Origin of the sequence: Leptolyngbya iicbica LK, from assembly GCF_004212215.1 — a bacterium.
GTDB lineage: Bacteria > Cyanobacteriota > Cyanobacteriia > Phormidesmidales > Phormidesmidaceae > Halomicronema > Halomicronema iicbica.
Genome location: NZ_QVFV01000008.1, coordinates 1 through 18,687, shown reverse-complemented (window position 1 = coordinate 18,687; position 18,687 = coordinate 1). Strand labels below are relative to the sequence as shown.

8 protein-coding genes and 1 pseudogene are annotated in these 18,687 nt (G+C 53.3%); 4 read left to right on the top strand and 5 right to left on the bottom strand.

Annotated features, from left to right (window positions below):
• Positions 1 to 79 precede the first annotated feature (79 nt).
• Positions 80 to 4,474: a sensor domain-containing diguanylate cyclase gene (locus DYY88_RS20675; RefSeq protein ID WP_163685923.1), complete on the bottom strand. Its 4,395-nt coding sequence runs from the start codon at positions 4,472 to 4,474 to the stop codon at positions 80 to 82.
• A 700-nt stretch (positions 4,475 to 5,174) separates the two neighbouring features.
• On the opposite strand from DYY88_RS20675, the gene DYY88_RS20670 reads away from it, so the two are divergent.
• From DYY88_RS20670 to DYY88_RS24335, 3 genes are all read left to right on the top strand, one after another.
• Positions 5,175 to 6,068 (top strand): hypothetical protein, encoded by an 894-nt coding sequence (locus tag DYY88_RS20670; protein WP_130199544.1) that lies wholly within the window; start codon positions 5,175 to 5,177, stop codon positions 6,066 to 6,068.
• Positions 6,069 to 6,282: 214 nt separating this feature from the next.
• Positions 6,283 to 7,110, top strand: coding sequence for a formylglycine-generating enzyme family protein (locus tag DYY88_RS20665; RefSeq protein WP_084607016.1), 828 nt, complete (start codon positions 6,283 to 6,285; stop codon positions 7,108 to 7,110).
• A 220-nt stretch (positions 7,111 to 7,330) separates the two neighbouring features.
• The gene (locus DYY88_RS24335) at positions 7,331 to 7,552 is read left to right on the top strand and encodes a hypothetical protein (RefSeq protein WP_039726187.1); all 222 of its coding nucleotides are present in this window, start codon (positions 7,331 to 7,333) and stop codon (positions 7,550 to 7,552) included.
• A gap of 91 nt (positions 7,553 to 7,643) precedes the next feature.
• On the opposite strand, the gene DYY88_RS20655 is transcribed toward DYY88_RS24335, so the two are convergent.
• A complete protein-coding gene (locus DYY88_RS20655) occupies positions 7,644 to 8,252 on the bottom strand; it encodes a cysteine dioxygenase family protein (RefSeq protein ID WP_039726186.1) in 609 nt (202 codons plus the stop codon).
• 750 nt (positions 8,253 to 9,002) lie between these two features.
• Between DYY88_RS20655 and DYY88_RS20650 the strand changes: the two genes are divergently transcribed.
• Positions 9,003 to 15,089: a PAS domain S-box protein gene (locus tag DYY88_RS20650; protein WP_052288318.1), complete on the top strand. Its 6,087-nt coding sequence runs from the start codon at positions 9,003 to 9,005 to the stop codon at positions 15,087 to 15,089.
• 520 nt (positions 15,090 to 15,609) lie between these two features.
• Here DYY88_RS20650 and DYY88_RS20645 read toward each other — a convergent pair.
• The 3 genes and pseudogenes from DYY88_RS20645 to DYY88_RS20635 all read right to left on the bottom strand — a co-directional run.
• Positions 15,610 to 16,455 (bottom strand): class II fructose-bisphosphate aldolase, encoded by an 846-nt coding sequence (locus DYY88_RS20645; RefSeq protein WP_039726184.1) that lies wholly within the window; start codon positions 16,453 to 16,455, stop codon positions 15,610 to 15,612.
• A gap of 335 nt (positions 16,456 to 16,790) precedes the next feature.
• A complete protein-coding gene (locus DYY88_RS20640) occupies positions 16,791 to 18,026 on the bottom strand; it encodes a hypothetical protein (RefSeq protein ID WP_039726183.1) in 1,236 nt (411 codons plus the stop codon).
• Between the two features lie 283 nt (positions 18,027 to 18,309).
• Positions 18,310 to 18,588: pseudogene (locus tag DYY88_RS20635) on the bottom strand (HEPN domain-containing protein); the annotation flags it as partial.
• Between the last annotated feature and the right edge of the window lie 99 nt (positions 18,589 to 18,687).

Sequence of the window (18,687 nt, the reverse complement as noted above, 5' to 3'; positions counted from 1 at the left end):
GCTGAGAATTGCGATCGCCGGGGCATAAACCTCAACAATCTACCGAAATCAATGGGTGCAGCATGTCCGTCAGTCGGCGCTAGGCCGTCAGATAGCTCAGGTGGTAGCGATTACGCCCCTGGGATTTCGCTTTGTATAGGGCCTGATCAGCCTGGTCAACTAAGGCCTCGGGGGTGGGGGCGATTGCCGTGGCGTCGGGGGTTGTACCAGCGTGCTGCAGGCAAGCAATCCCAAAACTGAGGGTCACCTGAGAGGCAACGGTCGAAGCGGCATGGGGTAAATTCAGCGCGGCGATCGCCGCTTGCATTTGCTGCACCACATGCAGGGCTCCGACGTCATTCGTCTCCGGCAAAATGATGGCAAACTCTTCACCACCATAGCGGGCAATCAGATCGGCAGGGCGCTGCCCCCCTCGCTGTAGTGCCTGCGCCACCTGGGTTAAACAGTCGTCACCCTGCAAATGACCGTAGTGATCGTTGTATTGCTTAAAACAATCGATGTCACAGAGCACTAGCGACAGCCATGTGTCGTCCGGGCTGCGGGCCCAGCGATACCATTCGCGGGCAAGTTCTTCATCAAAGTAGCGACGATTGGCTAACTGGGTGAGTTCATCATGGGTGGCCAAATATTGCAGTTGTTCGTTAGCGGCCTGCAATTGACCGTACAGGGTGGATTGTTGGATGGCGATCGCGAGCTGATCCGCCAGCCGCTGAGCGAGCTCGACCTGTGAGGCTGAAAAGGTGGCCTCAGGCGACTCTTGCTCATCTTTGAGCAGACTAAAGCTGCCCCATATTTCATCATTCACAATAATGGGCACCAATAACCAACTGCCGGGAAACTGCTCTGCATGTGCACGATTGGCGAGATCATCGACGGTGGCGGTGGACTCAATCAAAACGACTTCACGCTGCTTGAGTCGGGCGGCAAAGGGATTATCGGCATCGGCAACTTCTAAGCCGGTCGTATCAGGCGTCTCCGGTCGGCTGCGATATTCCATCACATGTCGCCAGCAAGCTTGCTCAGGCAGATACTGCACGATCGCGACCCGACTAATCCCTAAAAGCTCATTGGCCTCTTGCCCCGCCCCGGCAAAAATCGTTGCTAAATCCAGGGAACTGCGAATCGCCTGGACAACCCGGCTAAACATTCGCTCTTGAGCCGTTTGTTGCCTCAGGGCGGCTTCGGTGGCCTTGCGGGCAGTGATATCGACCACAATCCCGGTGATAAAGTTCAGCACTTGGCCATTGCGCACCATGACCGCACTCAAATGCACATGCACCCACTTGAGTTGACCGTCTTTACAGACATAGCGTTTTTCAAGCGAGAGCGACGACTGTTCGCCTTTCTGCATCGCTTGCAGGTATTGTTCGCAAGCGGATATTTCGTCAGGGTGAATGACATCGCGGCCATACATCGACAGCAATTCGGTTGGGCTGTAGCCGGTAATCGCCGCGTAGGCATCGTTGACCATTAAAAATCGACCCGACTCGTCGATCATGGCGATGCCCACCGTGCTTTGTTCAAACACAGCGCGAAATTTGGCTTCGCTGTAATACAGGGCTTCCTCGGTGGCTTTGCGGTCGGTAATGTCTTCGTAAGTCCCCAAAATGCCCACGACTTCACCCGCCACATTTTCTAGGGGCACTTTGTTGGTTTCCAGCCAAATTGCCTGACCGTCGGCATTATGCTGAGCTTCGATGATGCGCAGCTGCGGTTCACCAGTAGTCATCACCTCACGATCGATTTGTTGATAGTAGGCAGTTTCTTCTGGTAGCCAGGGCAGATCATGATCCGTTTTGCCCACAATCTCCTCTGGTGAAGCTAGGCCAGCATCGTCGGCCATTTTTTGGTTGCAGCCGAGGAAAACTGACTGGCGATCTTTCCAGAAGATAGACTGGGGCACGCTGTCTAAAATGCGCTTTAGGAGTTGCTGCGATTCCCAGAGATCGGCTTCAGCTTGCTTGCGATCGCTAATATCCAACAGCAAGCCCACTAACTTGACCAGGTGCGGCCCGTTATAAACCAGCTTGACCAGGTCTTGAATCCAAACAATGCGCCCATCTGCCGCCACCATGCGGTATTCAATCTGATGGTCTTGGCCTTGCTCGATACAGGCAGCGCAGTAAGTACAGGCGGCATCCACATCTTCCGGCACCACATGGTCGAGCCAAAAGCCGGGTTCTAGCCAAGCCGCCGTGGGATAGCCCAAAATGCGTTCAGCCTGCGGGCTGACAAAAGTAAATTGCAACGTCGCTGGGTCGGCTTCCCAAACGATGCTGTCCACTGAATCCACCAGGGTTTGATACTGGCGCTGCGAGTCCCGGAGCGCGATTTCCATCGTTTTGCGCTCAGTGATATTCAGCACCATGCCGCAAACGCCATAGGGTTCGCTGGCATCAGGATGGCACAGGGCAAACTTGGTAATCAGTAGGGTTTGGGTACCGTTTTCCCAGGGCACGTCTTCTTCAAAGATGACGGGCTGATCGGCGGCCATCGCGGTGTTGTCGCTGGCTTCACAGGTGACCGCAAACTCGCGGGGCAAGATATCGTAGTCGCTTTTGCCCAGGAGTTCGGCGGCAGGGAGCTGACTCATCTGCTCGTAGGCCGGATTGACATAGGTGTAGCGACCCTGGCGATCTTTCAGAAAAATGCTGTAAGGGGAACTGTTGAGGATGGAACGCAGGCGCGCTTCGCCCTGTTGATAGGCGAGTTCGGCTTGTTTGCGATCGCTGATATCAATATCCACCAACGTGACTAACCAGGTATCGGTGTCGGGTTCGTAGGTCGAGGTGAGTTCAGTCCCGATCCACCGGATAAGGCCATCGCGATGATGAAAGCGATATTCCAACGAGAGGGGACGTTCGTAAAAGATATCCTCCAATCGGGGCAGAAACACAGTTTGCCAATCTTCCTCTACCACCCGGGACTGCCACAAACTGCGATCGGCCATCATTTCAGCAGCGGTATAGCCCAACAGGGTTTCACAGCCCGGCGATATATACAGATACTCAAACTGGCCGTCGCGCTGCAAACGGTAGCTGATGATGGAAGCTTGGGCCGCATTCAGCGTCATCGTGAGTTGGGCTTCGGAGGCTTGTAGGGCCAGTTCCAGGCGTTTGCGACCATTGAGATCGAGCGCATTGCCAATGATGCCCCGCACCTGCCCCGCCAGATCAACATAGGGGGTGAGATGCACCTGATACCAGCGTTGCTCACCCGTATGGTGCGGTAATTGACTATCGGGCAGGGTGTGCGATCGCTGACTGTCCATTACCGCCTGATTCACCGCTATGACTTGCGTCAGCCAGGCATGATCTAAATGGGGATTAAAATCGATTTCGCGATGGCCCACCAACTCCTCAGGGGTGACCCCATGGACGGCAGCCGCCGCTTGATTCGCCAGGAAAAACTGCCCCGTTTCGTCTTTGGCAAAAATATGGTGCGGAATCGAGTCAATGACTTGTCGGAGGAGGGCGGACTGCTGACGAGCCGCAATTTCGGCATGCTTGCGATCGCTAATGTCCATATCGACTGCCGTAACCAGCCAGCAGTCTTGATCGACAGAGTAATGCGACACGGTGCTGCTCGCTAACCAGCGGACATCACCTTGGCGATTCAAAATGCGAAACTCCGCCTGCACCCGCTGTTCTTGAAAATACTGGTCGATTAAACCCGGAATCACCGACACTTGATCGTCGGGATGCACGCGGGTGAGCCACAGCTCTGGGGTAGCCAAAAACTCAGCGGGCGCATACCCATAAATAGTCTCAACCCCAGCCGATACATAAACGTAGTCCCAAGTGCGATCGCGATAAAGTCGAAAACTAAAAATGGCAGCGATCGCCGTGTTCAACACATCATTCAGTTGTGCTTCTGAAGTTTGTAAATCCAGCTCTAAACGCTTGTAATCAGTGATATCGCGAACTGTACCAACGAGATAGATCACGGCTCCAGCGTCATCGACAATCGCTTCTCCCTGACAAGTCACATAGCGACGAGAGCCATCTGGGCGACACACCCCATGATCCAACTTAAACGGCGTCCCCCGCTGCAGGCTTTGCTCAACCGTCTGCCGGACATAGTCCCGTTCACTCAATGGAATGAGTCGAAAAAATTCCTCAAAGGTCGGGGTCGCCGCCGTCACCTTTAAACCAAATATGTGGAACAGCTCTTCGGACCAGTGAATCAACCCAGTGGCGACCTCTAAACGCCAATCACCGACCTGGGCCAGCCGTTGAATCTGTCGCAGTCGGGCTTCGGCGGCAACAATATCCCGTGCCGGAGGTGCCAGCTGCATTGCGATCGTGCGATCGCGCCGATGCCACAACATAGCCAGTAATCCCACCAAGGCGATGCTATGAAAAAACACCAAGACTGTACCGATGCGGTCATAGTATGGCTGTGACTGGGACTGACTGATGTGAAATAACAAATCACCCAGCAAAGTCATCAAAATGACCGTATAAACAGTCACACCGAAATACTTACTCAGAGAGCGTTGCGTTAAGTTCATCTAGAGCGATTTCAAGGTATCAGAAGATGCACATCACTACTGATAATTATCAGTGTCAAGCTTCATCAATATAGACAATGAGACCTATAGAGAAAGCCTCTAAAGACAGGACTCTCTGAGCATCTTATCGGTAATTTCTAGTGAGTTTACTAAATGAGTAGTTTCTAAATAAACGCTGATCAAGTTGTTAAACCCATGTGCAGGCGGAGAAATTATTGTGACTATTTTTTAAAAAGATGCGAAACACTGCTGATAGGGCCATGAGAGGAAAGCTTCATCGAAAATCAGATGAATTTACACTTTTCCGCTGAACCACAAACCTCTATGGATTGTAATTGAGTGTTGTCAGCTGTTAAGCGAGCCTCAAGCCTTAAGGGTTCCGCATAACTGGTTGAAGTGATTCCTGCAACTCATGGAATTGTATAATTTGTGACGTGTCATGTTTTCAGTTCGTCTCAATAGCCGCAGGTGAATAGTAGTTTTGAGGAGATTTGACCAATATTCAAGTCTATTCCCATGAGTCTTGAAAACGTATTCTTATGCCTGATAAATACAAGTCGAGAGTCTCTGAGTCAGGCAAGCTAATACACAGAAACGATGCATCATGGGTGTCACATGATGCAAAAATACGACATAAGACACCAGCGAAGCGAGGGCACCGATGAGCAAACAACGGATGCGATATCAATGGTTTCAAGACGTCCCCCGCAATGTGACTCGGCGCGAATACCAACAGCTCCAATTCTCATACATGGCGGCTTTGGGGTTTGGGATAGCCGCCATGATGTTGTTCGTTGCCGTGGTCACCGGAATGACCTTACAAACGTCTCGCGAGTTAGAAGATACGGAGGAACTCACGCTGGCAGAAGCGCTGGACTATGAGGGCGATCGCCTCGATTTGGTCAAAGTCGAAGGCTTTGTCGTCGCTGATGACCCACCGACGATGCCGGATGATGAAACTCGCGAGATCATTCGCGGTGAACTCACCATTACCGCTCGCCCCCCCGCAGATTCGGGCACAGAGGATAATCCCCCGCAGGAAGTGGTGCTGTACGATTGGGCCGCTGCCGCTGAGCCCGTCTATCTGGCCGAGAGCGAGCAACGTCGTTTGCCCTTAGCCTTTGACCTGTCCGTATTACCGATGCAGGCTGAGCCCGGCCCCATTGAGGCCGAGACGGTCCGGGTCGGCGACAGCGCCCGCACCAATCGTCCTGTGGCGGTGCAGTTTGGTGACGAAACCTTGCCCCTGCCGTTAGAAGCCTGGGGAGAGATTGATACGGTATCCACCGATCTGTCGCGACAGGTGCTGCCCTATGGCGAGTCGGTCGTGGTCATCGCCGCCCTGGAATCGACCCCGAACGGTCCGCAGTTGGTCGATCCGCTGGGAGATCGCCTCCAAGTTCACATCGGCACCGAAGCCGACATTCGCGCCTCAGGTCAGCGCTTGCGAATCGTCTTTGGCCTGCTGGCGATCGCGTTTAGCGTCGCGAGCTTCTTCATTGCGCGATCGGCCCTCCAAGTACGCCAAGAATTCATCCATCGTTCGAATCAATAATCGAACTCACGTAATCTTTGCCAGCCCTGCGAACTGGCTCACGGCTGGCAACCCGCACAACGACAACGGCAGAGCGAGGCACAATGGATTCGGTAGTTGGAGGTATCGAAAATTGCTCATACAGGCTCTCGATCATCCCCTCCACAGCTGCCTGGGCATTGCTGGACTAGCATTGCTGACAGGCTGCTCGCTCGGTCCTGTGACGGCTCCCACCATGACGGAAGCTCAGTGTACCGCCCAACCAGGCTTCATTTTTGTCGCAGGTGGCCCCTTTCAAGCCGGTAGTGATGCGGCGGAACGAGACTATGGCTATCAGATTTCCGCCGAGGCAATCGGGGACACTCCCGCAGCGATCGCGGCGGCCCAACAACGGCTAGAAGCCCGACAATGGTTTGCGGGCGAACAGCCTTCGACTCAAATTGATCAGCCCGCTTTTTGCATTGCGGCCAATTTGGTCACCCAAGCGGACTACCAAGCGTTTGTGGATGCCACCAACCATCGCGCCCCCGACATCTCCGCCGCCGATTATCAAGCGCAGGGCTTTCTCGTGCATCCTTACACAGCGGTGCAGCCTTATCTTTGGCAAGCCAATCAGCCCCCTAGCGATCGCCGCCACCATCCCGTCGTGCTGGTTTCCTATGCCGATGCCCTGACCTATGCCGAGTGGCGAGGCCAGCAAGATGGCGTCACCTATCGCCTACCGACTGAACTGGAATGGCAAAAAGCGGCTCGCGGCACCGATGGCCGCTATTTTCCCTGGGGCAACCCGTGGCAGGCTGAGGCGACGAACTGGGGCGGCAGCGGCCTCGATGGCACCAGCGAGATAGCCACCTTTCCCCTGAGTCGCAGCCCCTACGGCGTCGAAGACATGGCGGGCAACGTTTTCGAATTCACCAGCACGTTAACGAATGACGGCACCCGAGCCGTGATGAAAGGCTGCTCTTGGGATGACCTGCCGGGATTTTGTCGGGCGGCCTATCGCCATACTCGCCCGGTGGAGTCGCGACATATTTTGTTTGGCTTTCGCTTGGTGATGGAGTAATTTTCTAAGGCAAATCCAGCCAATTCTAAGGAAACTCTCAGCTAACCGCGAAGTATCACTGGTTAGATGAAACCAATTCCAACCGGGAATCATTTCACTGAATTGAGGATAAATGGGATGCGGCTTAGTTATTTTAGTGCGATCGCGATCGCAGGTTTGCTCACGACAGGAACGGTAGCTTGCGGCGGTGCTACCACCGATACTGGAGCTGAAGAACAGGTTGACCCTTGTGCCGCCGATCCTTGTGCTGCGGCCGATCCTTGTGCAGCTGACCCTTGCGCCGCCGCCGATCCCTGTGCGGCCGATCCTTGCGCCGCTGATCCTTGTGCTGCTGACCCCTGCGCTGGCTCATAACCCTCGATGTGACGTGGTTGCCAGCGCCAACTGCAACCACTCAGGTTATCTCGATATCGATTCTGAGGATTTCAGCCAGATGGTCTGAAGTCCTTCTTTTTGTCCAGTGCCTGGATACTCGTCAACCAGCGCACTGATCACTCCCCCCGTGCCGCTTCATTGGCATCCTCACCCTTGCCTTAAAACTTTTCAGCCGTTTGCCGATCAGGATCAAATTTGTAGCGGCGATCGCGATCCGTCACACCGTACAAATTAAACGAGACCGCATTTTCATCCCCAAGTGATTCGATCGCGTGAATCGCCCCACTCGTAAAGCCGATCACATCCCCCGGATTAAGCAATAACTCCCCCGTGGGTTCGATGCGATGAGGGGAGTCCGAATCAGCGGCCCGCTGCCAAAACCGATTGCGCTCTTGGCCACCAAGCAAGGCCACAATGCCCCAAGTACCGTGATTGTGAATTGTCGAAGGCGTTCCCGGCTGCCAGGTCACCATCTGGACCGTGAGCGGATATTGATATTCGCGATATAGAAATTTCACCGCCCAGCCGGTCTTCGGCGAGGGGGGGTCATATTCCAACTGCAACCAATAAGAACTCAGCAAAAGCTTGCGGACGAGCGGCACAATCGCTTCAATACGACTGACATCATCTTGATAGTTTTCTAAGACCAGATCTAAGTCAGACAAAAAGTGATAAAGCCGATAAACCTTTTGCGGTAGCTCAATCTCTGCACTCCCAAATTGGCGCAGTTGCCCATCTTCTGTTAAGAGCCAGTTAGCGTTTTCCACAATTGTGATGCTTTTTTTTGACGGTTTAAGGGCGCGGGAATACGATTGCAAATCAGTAATCTTCCCCTATCATCTTGCATCAAGCTGAGAGGCACCTGATATTTTTCTGAGTATCCTCTGTGGTCAGAATTAAAGCCGATTCAGAAGCACATAAAATAACGTGAGGTCGCGGTGGCCCCAGCATTCAGTCGCTCAGCAGCCGACACCTGCCGACCTTACAAACCGGGTTGACTCCTAACATAAACCTCATCCAGATTCAGAAGTGGAGTTTTAGCATCGGCTCGAACCTCACCGCCTGCGCCACCTCGCCTTCTCAAGGAGAGGAACCAGAGTCTTATAAACCTCTCTTTGAGAAGGAGAGGTTAGGTGAGGGTTTCCCAAATATGCCAAACTCCAGTTTTCAAATTGGACTTGGCTTCGGAAAACCATAGATTGCCCCCAGCACACCCCTTTTAAGTGCCTCAACTGAATCAAAACCATATGACAAAGCCCGGATTCTAGCCTTGATGGGAAACAGTATTTTTAATCTTTATGAAGCTGTTTTATTTTCTGGTGACCTAGAAAATAACCGTTTTTCCCAGTGCCCAATGTATTCCTTGAACAGGATACAAATCGTCTCAATTCAGTCTTACTCGCGCTTATCAAAACTTGAATTTATCACCGTTAGTTTGCGAAAAGAGCGGGTCATACTTGTAATTAAGGCTCTCAAGCAACATCAATTACATTGGCTGGGGGCTGCTGCCCTTCACCATGACTGTCACGATTCCGTGGCTACAAGCCGCCATTATTGATCAGCCCCTGACGGCCTCGCCCACCACCTTAGTGAGCGAGGCGATCGCGGCAATGGGGCAGTCCACGACTGGGCCGGCAGCAGACTGCGTGGTGGTATTAGCCGCCCAACAGGTCATCGGCCTGCTGACCGCATCCGACATTGTGCGACTGGTGGCGCAACCCAGACCGATCGCCGATTTGACCCTGGCGCAGGTCATGCACCGCGACGTAGCGATCTTACCCACGTCCGCCCTGAATGATATGCAAAGTGCGATCGCCTGTTTGCAGCAATCGGCGGCTCGATATTGGCCCTTAGTCGACCAGCAGCAGCATTTCGTCGGGTTAGTCGATCGCGATCGCTTATCTCAACTCGTGTTGGCGAGCCCTCAGACCAGCGTTCCCCCGCCTCCCTTGCCGCCCCAGGCGCAACGCTTTGAGGCGTTGGCAGCGATCGCCCCAGTCGGCATTTTTCGCACTGATTTGGCTGCCAACTGCTTATACGTCAACCCCCAATGGTGTCAGATTACCGGCTTGACCGCCGAGCAAGCCCACCAGCAAGAATGGCCGCGAGTCTTGCATCCCGAAGATCGCGAACAGGTCACCCAAGCTTGGTATCAGGCAGTGGCTGAGCAGCGCCCCTTTCATCTGGATTACCGACTGCAACGGCGGGATGGCCAGGTGATTTGGGTGTATGAGCACTCGACCCCCGAGTGGGATGCGGCGGGCAACCTGACGGGCTACGTCGGCACGATTACTGACGTGAGCGATCGCCACGCGGCGATGGCGGCCCTGGCCAGTTCTCAGGAGCTATATTCCAGTATTTTGTCCAGCGTGTCCGACGCGGTCTTCATCACCGATCTGGCGGGCACGTTGATTTTTGTGGGTCCCAGCGTCTCCACCATTTTCGGCTACTCAACCGCTGAAGTCTATGCGCTGGGCACGATTCAGCAACTGTTGGGAGCCGACCTGCATGACCGTGAAACGCTAGAGCAGACTGGCGAACTCACCAATATTGAACAAGTCATCGTCGACCAGTCCGGACGTGAACACACCATTCTCGTCAATATCAAACCAATCGCTGTCGCCGACGGTTCGCTGATGTATACCTGCCGGGATATTAGCGATCGCAAACATGCCGAATTTCACCTACAGCGATCGCAGCAGGTGTACGAAAATGCGGAACGCATTGCCCGCATTGGCACCTGGGAACTCAACCTGGAAACCGAAGAATTGCGCTGGTCGGAGCAAGTCTTTGCCCTCTTTGAGTTCGACGCCGACCAGTTTGTCCCGTCCCTCGAAGGCTTTGCTGCCCGCGTCCATCCCGACGATCGCGCCGCCGTCACCGAGGCCTATGAGCAGCACTTACACCATCATCAGCCCTATGATTTGGTACATCGGCTAGTCATGCCCGATGGCCGGATCAAATATGTGCGCGAGCATTGCGACACCCTGTGGAGCGACGAGGGTCAGCCCCTAATTTCGCGGGGCACCGTGCAAGATGTGACACAACTCAACCGCGCCGAACTAGCCCTCGCCCGCCTCAACGCAGACCTGGAAAAGCAAGTCCAGCAGCGTACTCAGGAGTTGCAAGCCAGTGAAGCCCGCTATCGTGCCCTGATCGACCATGCCCCCGACGCGATTTTGTGGGCCGATGCTGACGGCAATCTGCTCTCGGGGAATCCTCAAGCCGAGCAATTGCTCGGTTATTCCCAAGTCGAATTAACCCAACTGCATTTCACCCAGCTGCATCCGCCAACCGAACTCGCAACCGTGCAACAGGGGTTTGGTGGCGATCGGGTGGAAACCCTGGTGGTGTGTAAAGACGGCAGTACCCACCCGGTCGAAATTACCTCCAGCCGGTTTACGGTTAACGGCAAAACCTTTGTCCAAGGCATTTTCCGCGACATTCATGATCGCAAACTGGCAGAGGCTGAACTGCAGGAGAGCCGAGCCAAATTTCAGCGTCTGGTGGAAGACATTGGCGACAAGTTTGTGGTGTTTAGCCATACCGGCAGCGCCGGTATCTTGACCTATGTGAGCAGCGGGTTTGAAAGCATTTTTGGCATCCCTAAAACCGCCGTATTGGACCAGCCCTGGTTCGACACCATTCACTGGCTGCCGGAAAGCTTAGACCAAGCACTGGCGTCCTGGCAGGCCGTGCTTGAGAGCCCTAGCGACTTCCACAAAAGTGAAATGGCCTTCATCCATCCGGATGGTCGCCAGCGAATTCTGCGCATTGCCGAACATATCGTCCGCAATGACAGCGGTGACATTGTGGCTGTGGATGGCATCGCCGAAGACATTACGGACGCCAAGCAGCACGAAACTCAACTCCACCAATTGACCAAGCGCCTACAACTGGCCACCCAATCCGCGAATTTGGGCATTTGGGACTGGGATGTGGTGCACAATGTGCTGACTTGGGACGATCGCATGTATGCCCTTTACGGCGTCAGCCCTGCCGACTTCAGCGGTGCTTATGAGGCTTGGCAGCATAGCCTGCACCCCGACGATTTTTGCCGGGCCACGCAGTTGATCGAATCGACCCTGGCGGGCGAACTCGATTTCGACATCACCTTCCGGGTCAGGCACCCAGACCAGTCCACCCATTGGATTGAAGCGCACGCCGTGGTCGAACGGAGCGCCACAGGTGAACCCTTGCGTATGATTGGCACCAACGCAGATGTCACCGCTCGCATCGTCGCCGAAAACCGCCTCAAAGAATCCCAGCAGTTTTTGCAAACGGTCCTCGACAGTTTCCCCCTGCAATGTTTTTGGAAAGATCGCCAGGGGGTCTATCTCGGGGCCAATCGCAACTTTGTGAAGACGGCACAGCTCGACAGCATGAGCGACTTGGTGGGAAAAACCGATGGCGATCTGCCCTGGACGCCAGAACAAACGGCGGCTTATCAACTGGATGATCAAGAGGTCATGACCTCGGGCATTCCTAAGTTAGGGTTTATCGAGTCCATTCCCCAACCTGACGGGCGTCCCGGCTGGGCAGAAACAAATAAAGTCCCGCTGCGCAACTTAGCCGGAGAGGTCATCGGCGTTTTAGGCACATTTCAGAACGTGACCGATCGCCAGCAGGCAGCGTTTGACCTGGTCGCCAGCGAGCAGCGCTTCCGCCAGGTGTTCGAGTCCAACGTGGTGGGGATGCTGTTCACCGACTTTAGCGGCAACATTACTGACGCCAACGATCGCTTCCTCGACATTCTGGGCTATACCCGCGCTGACTTTGAGGCGGGGCGGGTGAACTGGCTAGCGCTGACCCCACCCGAATATGGCGACCAAGATCGTCAAGCCATGGCGACTCTGATGGCTACTGGAAAAATCACGCCCTTTGAAAAAGAGTATTTCCGCCAAGACGGCAGCCGCGTGCATGTGTTGGTCGGGGTGGCCCTCTTCTCCCCTGAGGAGCAGCAAACGGTGTGTATCGTGCTGGATATCAGCGATCGCAAAGCGACTGAGCAAAAGTTGCAAAATACCCTGCGTGATCTGTCGGCGTTTCAGCGAGCAATCAACGCAGCCGCGATCGTCGCGACCACCGATCCTCAGGGCAATCTCACCGCCGTGAACGATCGCTTCTGCCAGCTGTCGGGCTACCGCCGCGACGAGTTGTTAGGGCAAAATACCCGCCTGTTGAAATCCGATTACCATCCACCCGAATTTTTCCGAGAGCTCTGGGCCACCATCACGCGGGGCGATCTATGGCGCGGCGAAATCTGCAATCGCGCGAAAAATGGCGACCTGTATTGGGTCGATACGGTCATCGTCCCATTCCTGGATCAGGCCGATCAAGTGGCCCAATATCTGACCATCCGTTTTGACATCACCGAGCGCAAACTTGCGGAAGAACAGCTCCAGCTGACCCGTTTCGTCATGGATAACGCCAGCATGGCGGTCTGGTGGATCGACCTGGAGACCGGGCAATTTGTGTATGTCAATGACTACGGCTGCAACAAATTGGGCTTTACCCGCGCCGAACTGTTACAAATGCGGGTCGTCGATATTGACCCCGATGTGTCGGATGCGGATTATCAAGGGTTAGCCCAACGCTTGCGTCAGGGCGAGACGTTGAACTTTTCCACGCGGCACCAGTGCAAAAACGGCCGGATCTTCCCCGTCAACATCACCGCCAACTACATTCGGTATGACCATGGGGGGCTCATCGTCGCCTTTAGTCAAGATATGACCGAGCGGCAAGCCATGGAAGACGAACTGCGCCAGGCCAAGACCCTGGCCGAAGCGGCAACTCTGGCCAAGAGCGAGTTTTTGGCGAATATGAGTCACGAAATTCGCACTCCCATGAATGCCATCATCGGCATGAGTGACCTGGCCTTGGAAACATCGCTCACAGCCAAACAACGCAACTACATCGAGAAAGTCAAGCATTCCGCGCGGTTGCTCTTGGGCATCATCAACGACATTTTAGATTTCTCCAAAATTGAAGCGGGTCGCTTAGAACTGGAAATCACCCACTTTGATTTGCGCGATATCTTCGCCGACCTGCACGACATGCTCGAAATCACGGCCCACCGCAAAGCTCTGGAACTCCAAATGCACTTGGCTCCGGACATGCCCACCACCTTGATTGGCGACCCGCTGCGACTGCGCCAGATTCTGCTCAATTTGGGCAACAATGCGGTGAAGTTTACCCCGGCGGGGCACGTGAGCATTCAGGGCTCACTGTTGAGCCAGGATGAACATACCGCCACCGTGCAATTTACCGTGGCAGATACCGGCATCGGCATCAGCTGTGAACAGCAACAACGTCTGTTCCAGAGCTTTAGCCAAGCCGATACCTCCACGACGCGGCGATATGGCGGCACGGGCTTGGGGTTAGCCATTTGCAAACGGCTGACAGCCCTGATGGGGGGCGAGATTCGGGCGGAGAGTGTGGCCCACCAAGGCACCACTTTTTATGTGACCCTGCGCTTACAAAAGCCGTTGTTGGGTGAATTGCCAGTTCACACCTCGGACGTCGCAGACAATCAGCCTCCCTCGCTCGCCACGCTGAATGACCAATTGCAAGGGGCTCACCTGTTGGTGGTGGAAGATAACGCCATCAACCAGGAACTGGTGATGGCATTGCTGGCTAGCCGAGGGATGACGGTAGTGATGGCCCGCAATGGTCAAGAAGCGCTGGAGCAGCTGGCTACCGATACCTTTGATGCCGTGCTAATGGATTGCCAAATGCCGGTGATGAATGGGTATGACGCCACGCGGGCCATTCGTCAGCAGCCCCAATTCCGAGATTTGCCGATTATTGCGATGACGGCTGGGGCGTTGAATCGCGATCGCGACCAAGTCTTCGCCGTCGGCATGAATGACTATTTGGCTAAACCTTTCGACATCGATCGATTTTTGCAAACCTTGGCGCGATGGATTCATCCCCAACGCCGTCACCACGCCACCACGACCCAGGCAATAACAGCCCTCTCAGGCGACCACCTACCGTTCATTCCAGGTATTGATCAGCAGCGGGGGCTCATGGCGGTGGACTACAATGCCCAGCTCTATCGCAAGCTCCTCCAACAATTCAGCCAGAATTACCACAATTTTGCCGCCGACTTTTGGACCGCTCAGCAAAGCGACGATCCCACTGCCACGATTCGCTGTGCCCATTCCCTCAAAGGGATTGCCGCCACCCTCGGCATCCGCGACGTACAACGAGCCGCCCAGGTCTTGGAACAGACCTGTCGGGATGCCCCAGACCCAGCCAGCATCAACGCCCATCTCGCCACTGTGATCAACGTGCTGCAGCCAGTCATCGAAAAGTTGCAGGTCTTGGAGCAAGCAACCCCCACCGGGCCGCCACCGCCTCTCGATCTCGCCGATTTGAGAGCACAATTACAAACCCTGCAGCAATTGTTGGAGGACTGTGATACCGCTGCCATGTCGCGATTGGAAGCCCTGGAACCCATCTTGATCTCGCAGCTGCAGTCTGGTCCACTAGTTACGACGTTGACCACGCTACAACAGGCGCTGAATAGCTTCGATTTTGAGACCGCCTCAGCGGCATTGGCACGCATCCAAGCCCACTTTGAGGCGCTGGCCTCTTAGTTTTGATCGTTCGGCTAATCTCGCCGCGATCGCCTGCTGGCTTCACAGACTCGCCATGCGACATCAGTCGGCCAAAGCGATGCCATCAGAAACATTCAGGCTCCACTGGGCGGCTAAAACCTCACCGCCTGCGGCACCTCTCCTTGCTAAGGAGAGGTTTATTCACGTGCTGACAGAAAAAATCTTTCCCAATCCGACAGCATGTCCGGTTCCTCTCCTTGGCAAGGAGAGGTTAGGTGAGGTTCTACAGCTCGTATAGCGTTGCGCAGATAGCTCTGTTCAGCTCTTTGGCAGAAACAGGGGCTTGTCGGGCAGGCATCTTACCAGCTCCGGGACAGCCGAGACGGCTGTCCACACTTGGATGAAATGCCCATTCTTTAAGACTCTCGGACTCTCGGTACCTGACTGCGGATTGCTATAAAACTGCCACGATCGACAGCTACCCCCTTTGACCAACAAACAATGCGTCCACTGTTGTGTCAGGGATAGTTTTCCCGAGGGGCGATCGCGCCCGCTTGACTCAAGCTCTGCCCGCGCTGCCAAATAGGCGAATCTTTTGCGCCACAACCTCCTGCATGACACCCGTGGCCGCTTTTTGACAATCCAGCAAATCCGTCTGCGACCCCGTTTTGCCATACTCGCGCCAAAACTCCAGATACCGCTGCCGCACTTCGGTGTTGACGTTGAATTTGCAGACGCCCAGCTCAATCGATCGCTGAATCATCAGCGCGGGCAGCCCCGACGCCCCATGCAGTACCAGGGGAATATCTAGCAGTTGCCGCACGCGGGCGAGGCGATCGAAATCCAAGCGCGGTGCGCTGTGATATTTGCCGTGCACGTTGCCAATGGTCACCGCGAGAAAATCGACCCCCGACGCGGCGACAAAGGCTTTTGCCTGATCGGGGTCGGTCATTTTGGCTTCTTTTTCCGCCACGGTCATGCCGTCTTCGGTGCCGCTGATGCGGCCAATTTCGGCCTCTACTGTGGCTCCTTGTTGGTGGGCCAGCACGGTCATTTCGCGGGTAAAGGCGAGATTCTCTTCGTAGGAAAATTTGGAGCCGTCGGCCAGCACCGATTGAATGCCCGCCTCTAGGCACATCGCGATCACATCGGCCTCTTCGCAATGGTCGAGATGCACGGACATCGGCACGCTGGCCGAGTCCGCTGCTTCTAAAAAGAGGGCGATGAGCGGCACTCCCCCATACCGGAGGATCTGGGGCAACAGCTGAATAATAGCGGGACTGCGATCGGCCTCCGCCGCATTGACCACCGCTTTCGCGCCTTCGAGATTGTAGAGATTAAACGCCCCCACCGCGTAACCATAACGTTGTGCTTTTTCTAAGATTGCTTGGGTCGAGGTGAGCATGAAGGGAGTGTCGCAGTGTGTGGCTCATTTATTGTCGCCACCCGTCGGCTGTCCGCATCGGTTGGGTTCACAAAAGTAGACTGTGCGCTCAGCCCTCACTGGCTAACTCTTTAGCGATTCACAACCGTCGCGATGCCGCTCCGATCAGTGTAGGAGATCAGCCAGTGATCGCCCCTCTCATCCCAGTAACCGCGATCGCCCTACCAAATCTCTTAAGCGGACTGTTGGGTTGTCAACAGGGCGATCGCAAAATCAACTTAAATAGCTTGAAGAAATCCAAATTTAGTCGTGGCTTTTGAGCATAATCTAATTTTGATGACTATAAAGTAATCATATCAATAAAGAGCACCCAATATCACGCAATAAACTAGCAGTGTCCTGTTTCTGATATCGCAAACTATGTCTACATCCCCAATATTTTGCTTATGGAAATACATATTGCGTTCTTTACGAGGTTGCCCGTCAATAAAATCCAAGAGCATGTTAATGCTTGTCAGATCTAGTAGCTTATTGAAAACTTGTTGATTTTCAGGTTGTCGCAAATAGTGAATCATCGAACCTAGTTCAGTAGAACTAAATTTATCTGAGTCGATGTCTATCTCTTTGGCTTTATTTAATTTCTTGCCCTTCCTATTCTTAGATTCAATCAAGCATGAAATCCCAATATTTTGACAGCTTCTGCGAACGAGATAGACCAATAACTGCTCTAAAGACTTTAGGTAACCAAGTATGACGTATGTTTTTTCAAGAGAGTCTTTATGAAAGTATTTCTTATATAGCCATTCTGAGGAAAAAAAAGACATTGCAAAGTCATCTGACGAGAAAAATAACTTATATGTTTCTTGCTCAAGATAGGTATTTATTAGAGCCTTGAATGCCGAGTTAGACAGATCGTACCTCACACATTCTTTTTCATAGTCGAAGGTTCTAAGTTCATCGGTTAACTGTTGGGAGAAGATCTGTCGGTTCGCCTTTGTGCAGACCTCTGCTAGATCAAACCACTTGTGCCATGTTGAAGCAGATTCCAAGTCCTTCAGAGCAGAGGCCAAATCATCCCACAATTTTCTTCCAAAGTACTGGATGGTAAAATCTTCCAAAGTGATAAAGACATTGCGAGATGCTGTTTGGTTATTCATGTTTGATACCAGAACTTCTCCCTCATTAGAATTCTCAACTAGAACAACATAGGTATTACTGTAATCGGATTGCTTGTTCTTATTAAATTCCCTATACCAGGGGACTTTTGGAAAAGTGACGGTTTGTTCTAGCGAGATGAAGTGCTTATAATTCTTCTCATCACATACAAGTAGACTGCGTCCCTTCGAGTCAGGTTGTCGGGTACAACGTACACCTTGTTCGACAAATAGCTCTAGAAATAATGCTGAAATAGCCTTGTTAAATATGAGGTCGGTCTTCCTGATGTACCTCTGTCCCTTCTTCAAAGCTGCAACGTTATTGAAATCCACAACACTCTTTGGAGCATCCGAAACAACAGAGACAATCGCTTCGTTATAAGCTGTGGCAATCTTGTCGATAACAGTATTTAAAAAATCACTGATAGCTTGGTGCATGTTGATATTTTTCGTTCACCAATCGATCATTCCCAATTTCCAATACTAGGAAAACTTCAATTGTGTCAAGTAATCTTTAGATGTTTGAAAATTTGTGCACTTTGTAAAGAATCGATCAGATGAGAGATTGCCCTACTCCCTTCAGGTACTCAGAACCCCGACTGTTTGAAAAAGCCGGGGTTCTTTTTGGGGACTACACTGCCGCGAGTTCGGAAGCTTGGAGTTTAAAGACGAGGTGTTCATTTTCGACATCAGCGTAGATGCGATGCCACGTTTCATGCCACTAAGATAGCGAAAGGTAGTGTCGAATGCTTTTTCTGACTTGCTCACACAGATCGTAGACTTCCTCAGCAACGGCCTGGTCCGCTGAGAATCCTGGATATCGCACTGCAACGGCGTAGTCTGTCAGCATCCCTAAAGCAAACCGCAAGGTTTCTAGTTCCGGGTCGTGGGGTAGCAACAAGTTCAACAGGGCCGTTAAATCGTGAATTTTGGGAACTGGAATGTCGGTTTCTTGCAGTCTAGCTTTGAGATACTTTTCGGCGCACTGCTGAGCATGAAAGCAGACAGCCTCAGTACAAGGACAAAAGTTTTAGAGCCTGATTAAATTCAGAACGCCGCAGGGAGAAGTCCGAGAAAGTGCGCCTGAGAAAGTCACAAC